The sequence below is a fragment of the Catenulispora yoronensis genome (assembly GCF_039531695.1).
GTDB classification, from domain to species: Bacteria; Actinomycetota; Actinomycetes; order Streptomycetales; family Catenulisporaceae; genus Catenulispora; species Catenulispora yoronensis.
This window is the reverse complement of sequence record NZ_BAAAQN010000001.1, coordinates 183,546-197,475: the sequence shown is the minus strand read 5'-3', so window position 1 is coordinate 197,475 and position 13,930 is coordinate 183,546. Positions and strand designations below refer to the sequence as shown.

Below are 13,930 nucleotides of genomic sequence, written 5' to 3'. Positions count from 1 at the left end.
GGTCGTCATCTGTCACAGCTCCCTGTCGATGAAGGCGAAGATCTCGTCGTCGGTGGCCGAGCCGAGCGCGGCCACGACCGCGTCGGGGTCCGACGGGTCCGACGGGTCCGACGGGGCGCCGCCCGAACCGCCCGAGCCACCCGACCCGCCCGAGCCACCTGACCCGCCCGAACCGTCGGACCGGGCCCCGACCGGCACGGCGGTCCGCCGGCGGGCGTCGAGGACCAGCTGGAGCCGGTCCATCAGCGGTTCCAGCTCGCCGTCCCCGGCGGGGATCGCGGCGAACGCCTCCTCCAGCCGGGCCAGCCCGGCCCGAGCCGCCTCGGCCGGGGACTGCGCCCCGGGGTCTGCCGCGGCCAGCTCCTCCCGCAGCCGGTCGGCCAGGGCGGTCGCGGTCGGATGGTCGAAGATGAAGCTCGTCGGCAGCACCAGCCCGGTCGCCGCCCCGAGCCGGTTGCCCAGCTCCACCACGGTCAGCGAGTCGAATCCGAGGTCGAACAACCCCCGGTCGGCCTCCACGGCGGCCGCGTTCGCGTGCCCGAGCACCGCCGCGACGGTGCCGCGCACGAAGTCCTGGAGGATCTCCCGCTGCTCGTCCGGGCGCTTGCCGATGAGCCGTCCCAGGAGGGCCGGGGCGACGGAGCCACCAGCTGGATCGGCGCCTGTGGTGCCCGCGGTCCCCGTAGCACTCGGGCCCGCCATCCGGATCTTGAGCAGGCTGCGCAGCACCGAGGAGGTGCCGCCGTCCCGGGCCCGGTTCCGCAGCGCGGGCAGGTCGAGCGCCGCCGGGACCAGCGCGGGCCTCGTACCGCCCACCGCGAGATCGAACAACGCGATCCCGCGCTCGGCGGCGAGCGGCGCGATCCCGCCTCGGGCGAGCCGCGCCTTCTCGGCGTCGCTCAGGCCGTCGGCCATGCCGCTGTCCCACAGACCCCAGGCCAGGGACAGGCCGGGCCGGCCGATGGCGTGGCGGTGGGCCGCGAGAGCGTCGAGGAAGGTGTTGGCGGCGGCGTAGTTGGCCTGTCCGGGATTGCCGATCGTCCCGGCGATGGAGGAGAAGACGGCGAAGACGGCGAGGCCGTTCTCCTGAGTCAGCTCGTGCAGGTGCCAGGCGGCATCGACCTTGGGCCGCAGCACCGCGTCGAGCCGGTCCGGGGTCAGGGAGCTGATGGTCGCGTCGTCGAGGACACCGGCGGTGTGGATCACGGCGGTGAGCGGATGCTCGGCCGGAATCGCGGCGAGAAGCTCCCGGACCTGGTCGCGGTCGGCGAGGTCGGCCGCGGCGTAAGCGACCTCGGCGCCGAGGCCGGTCAGCTCGTCGCGCAGCTCCTCCGCGCCGGGCGCCGCGAGCCCGCGACGGCTGACGAGCAGCAGACGGCGCGCACCATATTGCGCGACGAGATGCCGGGCGAACAGCGCGCCGAGAGAGCCGGTGGCACCCGTGATCAGAACTGTCCCGTCGGAGTCCAACGCCGGTGCGCTGCCAGTCGGGACGGCGGTCGTGCGGACCAGGCTCGGGATCAGGATTTCGCCGTTGCGCACCGCCACCTGGGGTTCGCCCGACCGGAGCGCCGCTTCGAGATCGACGTCGGTGTCGGTGCCGGTGTCGAGGTCGGTGTCAGTGTCGATGTCGTCGAGGTCGATCACGACCAGCCGCCCGGGGTGCTCGTTCTGGGCCGACCGGATCAGGCCCCAGACCGGCGCCTGCGCGAGATCGCAGATCTGTTCCCCGTCGTGGGTCGCCACCGCGCGCCGAGTGACCACGGCCAGCCGTGACGTCGGCGACCGCTCGTCACTGAGCCATCTCTGGACCGCGGACAGGACCTGCCTGGTCACGGCGTGGGCTCGCGACGCCACGTCGTCCGGCGCTGTGACACTTTCGAGCGTCTCGGCGTGGAGAACGGTCGTGTCAGCACTCTGCGCGGGTGCGCCAGCTCTGCCAGAAGGCGCCACCCACTCGATGTGGAACAGGTCCTTCTGGGCAGCACTGGCGCGCGCCGCTTCGAGGTCGCCCGGCTCGATCGGGTGGAGCCGAAGCGAGTGCACGGAGATGACCGGCTCGCCGGAAGCGGACGTGAGCAGCAGACTGCAAGTGTCAGGGCCCGTCGTTGTGATCTGAACGCGCAGCGATGTCACAGATTGCGCGGGAAGACCGTGAGCGGTGACTCCGCCCCAGGCGACCGGCAGATACCGCTGTCCGGTCTCGTCGACGGCGAGAGTGTGCAGTGCAGCGTCCAGGAGCGCGGGGTGGACGAGGAAGCCCTCCGCGCTGGCGCCCTGAGTGTCGGGAAGGGCGATCTCCGTCAGGGTGCTTTCATTTGCGGCATCCCGCCACGCGCCCGCGAGCGCCTGGAACGCGGGCCCGTAGTGGTAGCCGTGGTCTGCGAGGTCGGCGTACCAGTCGTCGAGCGGCAGAGGCTCGGCGCCCGGAGGCGGCCAGGCCGTGGCCGGGTTGGTGGCCGGGGCTTCCGGCGCGACGCTCGTCAGGTAGCCGGTCGCGTGGCGCGTCCAGACGGCGTCACCGGACTCCGGATCCTCCGGCCGCGCATGGACGGTCAGCGGACGCTGTTCCCCGTCCGGTGGGCCGAGGGTCAGGTGCAGCCGCACCGGCTCGGCCAGGTCGAGCGGCCGTTCGAGCCGGAGTTCGCCGAGATGCGGATGCGCTGTCCCGCCGGCGACGGTCAGGGCGAGTTCGAGGAAAGCGGCGGCCGGGAGGATCGGCCTGTCCCCGATGGTGTGGTCGACCAGCCACGGATGGCTGTCCAGGCCCAACCGCCCTGTGAACAGCACGGTCTCGCTGTCCGGCAGTTCGGTCGTGGCCGTCAGGATCGGGTGCTGATACGGCAGCAGGCCTCCGGTCCCGACCGGTGCGGTGGGCGTGAGCCAGTACGCCTGACGCTGGAACGGGTAGGTGGGCAGGTCCGGCCGATCGGCGGTCGGGCTGTCGTGGCTATAGGGAAGCCAGGTGGCTGCCCGATCAGTGGTGTACAGGGCAGCCACGGCCGCGAGGAAGGACTCCTCCTCAGGACGGTCCTTGCGCAGCGCCGGAACCGCCACGGACCGGTCCGGGCCCAGGATCGTGCGGGTCAGCGCGGTCAGGGTGGTGTCGGGTCCGAGTTCCAGGTATTGGGTCGCGCCGAGCGTTCGCAGCGTCTCGACGCCCTGGAGGAAGCGGACAGGGCGACGGATGTGCTCGGTCCAGTAGTCGGCCGTGGTGATCTGGTCGGGGTCGGCCAAGGCGCCGGTCAGGTTCGACACGATCGGCAACAGCGGCGGCCGATAGGTGACAGTGGCCGCGACTTCTCGGAACTCGTCCAGAACCGGGTCCATGTGCGGGGAATGGAAGGCGTGCGAGACGGCCAGGGATTTCGTCCGGCGCCGGTCCCCGAACTCCCGGGCGATCTGCTCCGCCGCGTCCGAGTCGCCAGCGATGACGACGGCCTGCGGACCATTGACAGCGGCCAGCGATACCCGGCCCTCCTGCTTCCTCAGCAGTGGCGTCACTTCATCTTCAGTGGCTTCGATGGCGATCATGGCGCCGCCGGGGGTGGCGGTTTGCATGAGGCGGCCTCGTGCGGTGACGAGTTTGGCGGCGTCTTCCAGGGACCAGAGTCCGGCTAGGTAGGCCGCGCTCAGTTCGCCGATGGAGTGGCCGATGAGCAGGTCCGGGGTCAGGCCGTGGTGTTCTGCCAGCCGGAAGAGGGCGACGTGCAGCGCGAACAGCGCGGGCTGGGTGTAGCGGGTCTCGTTGAGCAGCGACGCTTCCGCCGTTTCCGGTTCCGCGAGAATCAGGTCTCTGATGGATCGGTCGAGGTGCGGCTCCAGAGCTGCGGTGACCTCGTCCAACGCGGCGGCAAACACCGGATGGGTTGCATACAGGTCTGCTCCTGCGCCCGGTCGCTGACTGCCCTGCCCTGAGAACAAGAACACTGTCTTGCCCGCCGCGCCTGCGACACCGGTGACCACATCGGGCGACTGCGTGGCCGAGGCCAGTGCGCCGAGAGCCGCGGACACCTGCGCCCGATCACGGCCGAGGACGACTGCCCGCTGGTCAAAGCGAGTACGGGTGCTCAAAACCTGGGCCAGAGCGGACAGCGGAACGTCCGGGTGCTGATCGACGAACGCGCCGAGCTGCCCGGCCTGGGACCGGAGCGCGGACTCGGATTTGGCCGACAACGGCAGGGATGTCAGGGCATCCGGTCGGTCGGGCCGGTCCGAGCCGGCGGCGCTCGCTCCAGGTGCTTGTTCGATGATGAGGTGGGCGTTGGTGCCGCTGATGCCGAAGGAGGAGATCCCGGCGCGGCGCGGATGGCCGTTCTCGGGCCACGGCACCGGTTCGGTCAGCAGCTGAACGGTCCCGCTGGTCCAGTCGACGTGCCGGGAAGGCTCGTCCACGTGCAGTGTCGCCGGGAGTAGTTCGTGTTCGAGGGCTTTGATGATTTTGATGACGCCTGCGACGCCGGCGGCGGCTTGGGTGTGGCCGATGTTGGATTTGATCGAGCCCAGATATAGGGGTCGGTTGGCGGGTCGGTTTTGTCCGTAGGTGGCCAGGATTGCTTGGGCCTCGATGGGGTCGCCGAGGGTGGTGCCGGTGCCGTGGGCCTCTACCGCGTCGACTTCGTCCGGGCGTAGTCCGGCGGTCGCCAGGGCTTGCCGGATCACTCGTTGCTGCGCGGGCCCGTTCGGCGCCGTGAGTCCGTTGCTCGCGCCGTCCTGGTTGACGGCGCTGCCCCGGATCACGCCCAAGACCCGATGCCCGTTGCGCTGCGCGTCCGAAAGCCGCTCCAGCAACAGCAGCCCGGCGCCCTCGGCCCAGCCGGTGCCGTCGGCGGCGTCCGAGAACGCCTTGATCCGGCCGTCGGCGGCCAGCCCGCGCTGTCGGCTGAACTCGATGAACGTGATCGGGGTCGCCATCACGGTCACCCCGCCGGCGAGGGCGAGCCCGCATTCTCCGCTGCGCAGGGCCTGCGCTGCCAGGTGCATCGCCACCAGCGACGACGAGCACGCGGTGTCGACCGTGACTGCGGGACCCTGCAACCCGAGCGAGTACGAGACCCGCCCCGACGCGATGCTCCCGGCGCTCCCGGTCTTCACATAGCCCTCGAACCCGGCCGGTGTGGACTGGAAGATCTGACTCCCGTAGTCGTCGTACATGAGCCCGGCGAAGACCCCGGTGTCGGTTCCGGCGAGCGAAGTCGGATCGATGCCCGCTCGCTCGATGGTCTCCCACGCGGTCTCCAGCAACAGCCGCTGCTGCGGATCGATGGCCAACGCTTCGCGCGGCGAGATGCCGAAGAAGTCCGCGTCGAAATGCCCGGCCCGATCAAGGAAACCGCCGTGCCGCGTATAGGACGCACCGGCCCGATCCGGATCGGGATCGTAGAGGGCTGCGACGTTCCATCCACGGTCCTCCGGGAACGGACCGATCGCGTCGAGCCCGTCCGCGACCAGCCGCCAGAGCTGGTCGGGCGACTCCACCCCGCCGGGATACCGGCAGCCCATGCCGATGATGGCGATCGGCTCGTCCGCCGCGACCGCCTTCGTCCGGGCCCGCCCCGGCGCGGCAGGCCGCACCCCGGCGAACTGCTCGTCCAGGAACCGGGCCAGCGCCGCCGGGGTCGGATGGTCGAAGGTGACCGTGGACGGCAACCGGAGCGCGGTGGCCCCGCCGAGCCGGTTGCGCAGCTCGACCGCGGCCAACGAATCGAAGCCGGCGTCCTTGAAACTGCGGGCCGGGTCCACGGAGCGGACGTCGGCATGGCCGAGCGCGGACGCGACAGCGCCGAGGACCACGTCGAGCAGAGCCGCTTGCCGCTCGGCCGACGACAGCCCGGCCAGACGGCGCGCGAGCGCCGGATCCGCTGTCCGGCGACCGCGTCCGGGTGCGCCGGGAGTCAGGCTGCGCAATACCGCTGGAACGGTCTGCGCGCCGATGCTGTCTGTGCTCGGGACCGGCGTGCCGATCCGGGCCGGGACGACCACCGAACGGCCATCGGCCAGCGCCGCGTCGAACCACCGCAGACCCAGCTCCGCGTCGATCGGGACCAGCCCGACCCGGTTCAGCCTGGCCGCCTCCGCCTCGGTGAGGGTGGCGGCCATACCGGTGTCCCACAGTCCCCACGCAAGAGACGTGGCTGGTTGGCCGGTGGCGCGGCCGCGACGGACCGCGAGCGCGTCCAGGAAACTGTTCGCGGCGGCGTAGTTGGCCTGGCCCGCGTTGCCGATCAGACCCGCGACGGAGGAGAAGAGGGCGAAGACGGCGAGATCGCCGTCCCGGGTCAGCTCGTGCAGATGCCAGGCCGCGTCCACCTTGGGACGCAGTACGGCGTCGAGCTGATCAGCTGTCAGGGAGCTGATGGTCGCGTCGTCGAGCACTCCGGCGGTGTGGACGACGGCGGTCAGCGGATGCTCGGCCGGGATCGCGTCCAGAAGCCCACGGACCTGGTTGCGGTCGGCGAGGTCGGCCGCCGCGAAGACCACATCGGCGCCAAGACCGGCGAGCTCGTCCCGCAGCGCCTCAGCGCCCGGCGCCGCGAGCCCGCGACGGCTGACGAGCAGCAGGCGGCGCGCGCCGTGCTCTGCGACCAGGTGCCGCGCGAACAGCGTTCCGAGGGAGCCAGTGGCGCCGGTGACCAGGACGGTCCCGTCCCGGTTCAGCACCGACGGCCGGGCCGGTGTTGATGGCGCGGCCTCCCGCGCTAGGCGGGGAACCAGAAGCTTGCCGTCGCGCACCGCGATCTGCGGCTCGCCCGTGCCCAGCGCGGCGTCGAGCTCGGTGTCCGGGCCGTCGGTGTCCGGGCTGTCGGTGTCGATCAGGACCAGCCGTCCCGGGTGCTCGTTCTGGGCCGAGCGGATCAGGCCCCAGACCGCCGCCTGCGCAAGGTCGCCGATGTTCTCGGAGCCGTCGGTCGCGACAGCGCCTCGCGTCACGATTGCCAGGCGCGCGTCTTCCGGCTGCTCGGTGGCCAGCCACTGCTGAACGAACTGAAGAACACTCTTGGTGACTTCATGCACCCTGGCGGGCAGATCGGGCCCGAGGCCGTCGTCGTTGTCGCCGCCGTTTCCAACCTGAAGCACGTTCGTGGCGTCCGAAACGGCCGTTTTCTCAGGAGCCGCAACGCTGTTCCACACCAGGTGCAGCAGAGGGTCGGGGGCACGTCCCGCCTGAAGGCCGCGGATGTCGACGCGGCGCATGGCCAGCGACGCGATCGTGGCGATGGTCGTTCCGTCGATGTCGGTGATCCGCAACGCGAAGGTGTCGGTGCCGATGGAGGCGACCTGGACGCGCAGTTCGGTGGGGTGGATTCCGACTTCGTGGATCGTGATGCCGGACCACGCGAACGGTACGAGCGGGGTCGGTGACGCGTCGCCGTCTCCCGCCTGGTCAGCGAGGTCGATCAGAATGCTGTGAAGTGCGGCGTCGAGAAGCGCGGGATGCAATACGTAGCGTTCCGCCGTGCCGCGCAGTTCCTCGGGCAGTGCGGCGGCAGCGTGGATGGTGATGAGATCCGAGTCCCGCCACGCAGCGGTGAGACCCTGGAACGCGGGGCCGTATAGGTACCCGAGCTCCTGGAGATCGAGATAGAGCTCGGCCGTCGGTAGCGATATCGCACCGGCTGGTGGCCACTGCTCGTCTGTCGGTCCGATCTGCGGGACCTCCGGCGCTTCGCTACTGACGAAGCCGTGCGCGTGACGAGTCCACGTCAGGGCGTTCTCCGGCCGGGAGTGGACGGATACCGGCCGGCGGGGCCCCTCGGCCGGGCCGAGAGCCACTTGCACCTGGACCGGTTCGGTCAGCACGAGGGGCTGCTCAAGGGTGAGTTCGTCGACGTAGGGAAGGTCGGAGTGCGCGCCGACGGTCAGGGCGAAATCGAGCAGTGCCGTACCCGGCAGGAGCGGGGTCTCGCCGATGGTGTGGTCGGCGAGGTACGGATGCGTGTCGAGCGAGAGAGTGCCGCTGTAGATCGCGGTGTCACTGTCCGGGACGGTCGTCATCGCCGTCAGGACTGGATGCCGATGCGCGAGCAGGCCGCCGGTCCCCGAAGCGGCTGGCTGAGTGAGCCAGAAGCGCTGGCGCTGGAGGGGGTAGGTGGGTATTTCCGACGCGAGCGCCGGCGCCGGGGGAGTGCTCCGCGACCACGTGACGTCGCGACCTGCGGTGTAGAGGGCGGCTACGGCAGCGAGGAAGGACTCCTCCTCGGGTCGGTCCTTGCGAAGTACCGGAACCGACAGGGAAGGGTCCGGGCCCAGGATCGTGCGGGTCAGCGCGGTCAGGGTGGTGTCGGGGCCGAGTTCCAGGTAGTGCGTTGTGCCGAGCGTTCGTAGTGTCTCGATGCCCTGGTGGAAGCGGACGGGGCGCCGGATATGTCCGGTCCAGTAATCGGCTGTTGTGATCAGTTCCGGGTCGGCCGGTGTGCCGCTGAGGTTCGACACGATCGGCAACAGCGGCGTCCGGTAGGTGACAGTGGCGGCGACCTGCCGGAATTCCTCCAGCACTGTGTCCATGTGGGGCGAGTGGAAGGCGTGCGAGACGGTCAGGGCTTTGACGCGTCGGTCGCTTTTGCGGAAGCTCTGGGCGATTTCTTCTGCCGCATCGGCGTCACCGGCGATGACGAGAGCCGTGGGGCCGTTGACGGCCGCCAGCGATACCCGGCCTTCGTATTTGTTCAGCTGAGGCGTGATCTCGTCCTCGGTGGCTTCGATGGCGATCATGGCGCCGCCGGGGGTGGCGCTTTGCATGAGGCGGCCTCGGGCGGTGACGAGTTTGGCGGCGTCTTCCAGGGACCAGAGTCCGGCTAGGTAGGCCGCGCTGAGCTCGCCGATGGAGTGGCCAATGAGCGTGTCCGGGGTCAAGCCGTGGTGTTCTGCCAGCCGGAACAGGGCAACGTGAAGCGCGAACAGCGCAGGTTGCGTATAGCGGGTCTCGTTGAGCAGCGCCGCATCTGCGGTCCCGGACTCGGCGAGAATCAGTTCTTTGATGGAGCGGTCCAGGTGAACATCCAGGGCGGCGGCGGCCTCATCCAAAGCGGCGGTGAAGACCGGATAGGCGGCGTAGAGGCCCGCACCCATGCCAGGGTGCTGACTGCCTTGCCCAGAGAACAGGAACGCGAGTCCGCCCGGAGTGCCGACCTGGCCCACGATCGCCTCAGCTGTCGGGATTCCCGACGCCACCGCGCTCAAGCCCTGGAGAACCCGGTCCCGCTCCTGCTCGACGACCACTGCGCGGTGGCTGAAAACGGCCTGCCTGGCCAGTGCGGACGCCAGGTCCGCAGGGTTGGTCCCGGGGTGTTCTTCGAGGAAGCTGGCCAGCTGCGCGGCGCGTGCTGCCAACGCCGCCTCCGACTTCGCGGAGAACATCAGCGGGGGCGGCGTCTCCGTGTCGCGCGGCGCGCCGATGGTGTCCGGTCGCGGGGTCGGCGGCTGTTCGATGATGAGGTGGGCGTTGGTGCCGCTGATGCCGAACGAGGACACGCCGGCCCGGCGCGGGTGGCCGTTCTCGGGCCAGGAGACGGGCTCGGTCAGGAGCTCGACGGCGCCGCTGGTCCAGTCGACGTGGGGGGAGGGTTCGGTGATGTGCAGTGTTGCCGGGAGTAGTTCGTGTTCGAAGGCTTTGATGATTTTGATGACGCCTGCGACGCCGGCGGCGGCTTGGGTGTGGCCGATGTTGGATTTGATCGAGCCCAGATATAGCGGCCGATCGGCGGGTCGGTTTTGTCCGTAGGTGGCCAGGATTGCTTGCGCCTCGATGGGGTCGCCGAGAGTCGTGCCGGTGCCGTGGGCTTCGACGGCGTCGACTTCATCGGGGCGCAGTCCGGCGGCGGCCAGGGCTTGGCGGATCACTCGTTCCTGCGACGGGCCGTTGGGGGCGGTGAGTCCGTTGCTGGCACCGTCCTGGTTGACGGCGCTGCCTCGGATCAGGCCCAGAACGCGGTGCCCGTTGCGGTGCGCGTCCGACAACCGCTCCAGGACCAGGAGGCCGGCGCCCTCGGCCCAGCCGGTGCCGTCGGCCCCGGCCGCGAACGCCTTGACCCGGCCGTCCGGCGACAGCCCCCGCTGCCGCGCGAATTCGAGGAATATGCCAGGCGTGGACATCACGGTGACGCCGCCGGCCAGGGCCAGGTCACCCTCGCCGTTGCGCAGGGCCTGCGCGGCCAGGTGCAGAGCCACGAGCGAGGACGAGCACGCAGTGTCGACGGTGACGGCGGGGCCTTCCAGGCCGAGCGTGTACGCCACTCGTCCGGAGGCCACACTCCCGGTGCTGCCGGTCAGCAGATAGCCTTCGTGGCCGTCCGCAGCCTCGTGCAGTCTGGGCCCGTAATCCTGGGCCATGGCGCCGATGAAGACCCCTGTGTTGGTGCCGCGCAGCGTGTGCGGATCGATGCCCGCGCGTTCGACGGCCTCCCACGCGGTCTCCAGCAGGATCCGCTGCTGGGGGTCCATCGTGATGGCTTCGCGCGGGGAGATGTTGAAGAAGTCCGCGTCGAATCCGTCGGCGTCGTGCAGGAAGCCGCCGCGCCGGGTGTAGGTCCGGCCCGGCCGGCCCGGTTCCGGGTCGAACAGGGCGTCGACGTCCCAGCCGCGAGTGCTCGGGAAGTCGGTGGTCGCGTCGACGCCCTGGTGGACGAGATGCCAGAGCCCTGCGGCGTCGCGCACGTCGCCCGGGTAGCGGCAGCCGATCCCGATGATGGCGATCGGGTCGTCGAGGGCGGCGTGGGCGGCGTCGGCTGCGTGGGCTGCTTCGGAGTCGGCTTGGCCGGTGTCGGCGTCGGCCGCCTGGTCCAGTTCCTTGACCATGAGCCGGACCACGGCTGCCGGTGTCGGGTGGTTGTAGATCAAGGTTGTCGGCAGGCGCAGGCCGGATGCCGTGACGAGTCGATCACGCAGTTCGACGGCGGTGACCGAGTCGAAACCCAGGTCTTTGAAGGTCAGCGCGGTGTCGACGGCCTCGGGGGCGGAGTGGCCGAGCAGGGCGGCGGTCTGTGTCCGCACCAGGTCGAGGACGGTTCGGTGTCGTTCGGTGGCGGACAATCCGGAGAAGCGTCCGGCGGGTGACGGCGCGGTCGGCTTGTGCGGTTCGGCCGTCTCTAGTGTTTCCGGCAACGGCTGGCTGAAGACGAGCGGCGCCGCGTCCGGGCGTCCCTGGAAGTCGACCCAGTGGCGTTCGCGCTGGAAGGCGTACGTCGGCAGGCTCACGCGCTGTGCGGGGACGTCGTCGAAGGCCCGGGCCCAGTCCACGGCGGTGCCGGCGACATGGACCTGGGCCGCTGAGGTGTAGAACCGGCCGAGTCCGCCGTCGTTGCGGCGCAGGGTCCCCACCGCCACGGTCGGTTCGCCGCCGGTGTCGGCCGATTCCAGGATCTCCTGGACGCTGAAGGTCAGCACCGGGTGCGCGCTCGCCTCGATGAAGACGCGGTGGCCGTCGGCGACGGCGGTGTTGAGGGCGGTCTCGAACTCGACCGGCTGCCGCAGATTCCGGTACCAGTACTCGGGATCCAGGCTGCCGGTGTCGACGACCTCGCCGGTCACCGTCGAGTAGAACGCGATCTGCGCGGGCCAGGCCTCGATACCGGCGAGCGCGCTGAGCAGGTCCTCGCGCACGGGCTCCATCTGCGCGCTGTGCGACGCGTAGTCGACGGGAACGGTTCGGGCCCTGACATCCTCGGCCTCGTACGCGGCCACCAGTTCGCTGATGGCGTCGGCGTCGCCGGAGACGACCGTGGCCGAGGGGCCGTTCACCGCCGCGACGGAGAGCCGGCCGTCGTACCCGTCCCGGGCCAGTCGCTCACGAACCTCGGCCACGGCGACCGGGATGGACGCCATGCCGCCGTAGCCGGTCACCGCCGACAGGGCACGGCTGCGCAGCACGACGATCCGCGCGGCGTCCGCCAACGACAGCGCACCCGCGACACAAGCCGCCGCGATCTCGCCCTGCGAATGGCCAATGACCGCGGCCGGCTCGACGCCGAAGGACTGCCACAGCGCGGCCAGCGAGACCATCACCGCGAACAACGCCGGCTGGACCACATCCACCCGCTCCAACGACGGCGCACCGGGCGCCGCCCGCAGGACATCCAGCAACGACCAGTCGACCAGGGCATCGACAGCAGCCGCGCACTCCGAAATCCGCGCCGCGAAAACAGGAGAGGTATCGAGCAGCTCGGTCGCCATGCCGATCCACTGCGACCCCTGGCCCGGAAAAACGAACACAACCTCCCCGCCGGCGGAACCGTTGCCGACCACCAACCCCGCATCAGGCTCACCGCTCCGGAGAGCTGCCAGAGCCCTGCCATATCCCTCACGATCACCGGCCACCACCACCGCACGGTGCTCGAACACCGAGCGCGTAGCCGCCAGCGACAGACCGATGTCAGCAGCGCTCGGCGCGCCCAAGGACTCGACATGCTCAGCCAGCCGCGCAGCCTGACCGCGCAACGCACCCGGAGTACGACCGGAAATCGGCCACGGGAGTACCGGCGGGACTTGCGACAGCGGCGCGACCTGGTCTTCGCTGTCCTGCGCCGCACCGGGCTCGCTCCGATTTCGCGTTCCCTCCGGCGGCTCGGCCAGCACCACATGGCAGTTCGTGCCGCCCATGCCGAATGCGCTGACTCCCGCGACCGCCGGACCGCTCTGTCCGGGCCATGGAGTGAGGCGGTCCTGGACTCGCAGCCTGAGCCGGTCCAGGGGGATGTCGGGGTTCGGGGTCTCGTGGTTGAGCGTCGCGGGCAGTTCGCGGTGCTGGATGCTGAGGATCACCTTCAGCAGCCCGGCCACGCCGGCCGCGCCCTCCAGGTGGCCGATGTTGGTCTTGACCGAGCCGACCGGCAGTGCGTTCTCCGGCTGGCGGGTCGGGGCGAAGAACGTGCCCAGGGCCTCGGCTTCGATCGGGTCGCCGACGCGGGTGCCGGTTCCGTGCAGCTCGACGTAGCCGACCTCGTCCGGGTGCGTGCCGGCGCGGTGGTGGGCCAGGCGCAGGACCTCGCGCTGTGCTCGCGGGCTTGGCCGGGTCAGGCCGTCGGTCGCGCCGTCGTTGTTCACCGCGCTGCCGCGGATGACGCAGTAGACGCGGTCGCCGTCCGCGACGGCGTCGGTCAGCAGCTTCAGCACGACCAGTCCGCCGCCCTCGCCGCGGGCGTAGCCGTTGGCGCGGGCGTCGAAGGTGAAGCTGCGGGCGTCGGGCGACAGGGCGCCGAAGCGGGCCGCCGTCAGCGCGCTGTCCGACAGGATGTTGAGATTTACGCCGCCGGCCAGGGCGGTGCTCGACTCGCCGGTGCGCAAGCTTTCGCAGGCCAGGTGCACCGCGACGAGTGCCGAGGACTGCGCGGAGTCGACGGTAAGGCTCGGCCCGTTCAGCCCGAGCGTGTAGGAGACCCGGTTGGCGATGATGCCGCGGTGCAGGCCGGTGAGCGAATGCCGGTCGATCGCGGCAGGGCCGTAGCCGCGCAGCAGGGTCGCGTAGTCGTCCCAGATGGCGCCGACGAAGACGCCGGTCCGGCTGCCGCGCAGCAGGGCCGGAACCGTTCCCGCGTCTTCCAGGGCCTCCCAGGCCAGCTCCAGGACCAGCCGCTGTTGCGGGTCCATGCCCGCGGCTTCGCGCGGCGAGACCCCGAAGAAGCTCGCGTCGAACTCGTCGATCCGGTCCAGGAACGCGCCCCGGCGGATGTCCGGGCCGGTGCCTTGCTCCTCGGCAGCCGGTGCGGCCGGTGCGGCCGGCGCCCACCGTCCGGCAGGGACCTGCGACACGGCGTCCACCCCGCCGCGCAGCAGCCGCCAGAACGAGGCCGGATCAGGGGCCTGCGGAAGCCGGCACGAGATCCCGACGACGGCCACCGCGAGGTCCGGTGAGGTCCGGGCCTCGGCATCGCCGGGGGAGGCGTACTGGTCGGGCTCACCCGTCATCGCGATCTGCACTCCTCGTTTCAACGGTGCG

At 70.6% G+C, this 13,930-nt stretch carries 1 protein-coding gene; it reads right to left on the bottom strand.

Annotation, left to right across the window (positions count from 1 at the left end; all coding sequences use genetic code 11):
* Positions 1-12: 12 nt before the first annotated feature.
* On the bottom strand, positions 13-13,899 hold the full coding sequence (locus tag ABD481_RS00720) for an SDR family NAD(P)-dependent oxidoreductase (protein ID WP_344663476.1): 13,887 nt from the start codon (positions 13,897-13,899) through the stop codon (positions 13-15).
* Positions 13,900-13,930 lie beyond the last annotated feature (31 nt).

Excerpts from the sequence above, each read along its gene's own strand:
- ABD481_RS00720 (WP_344663476.1), bottom strand. The coding sequence starts at position 13,899 with ATGACGGGTGAGCCCGACCAGTACGCCTCCCCCGGCGATGCCGAGGCC.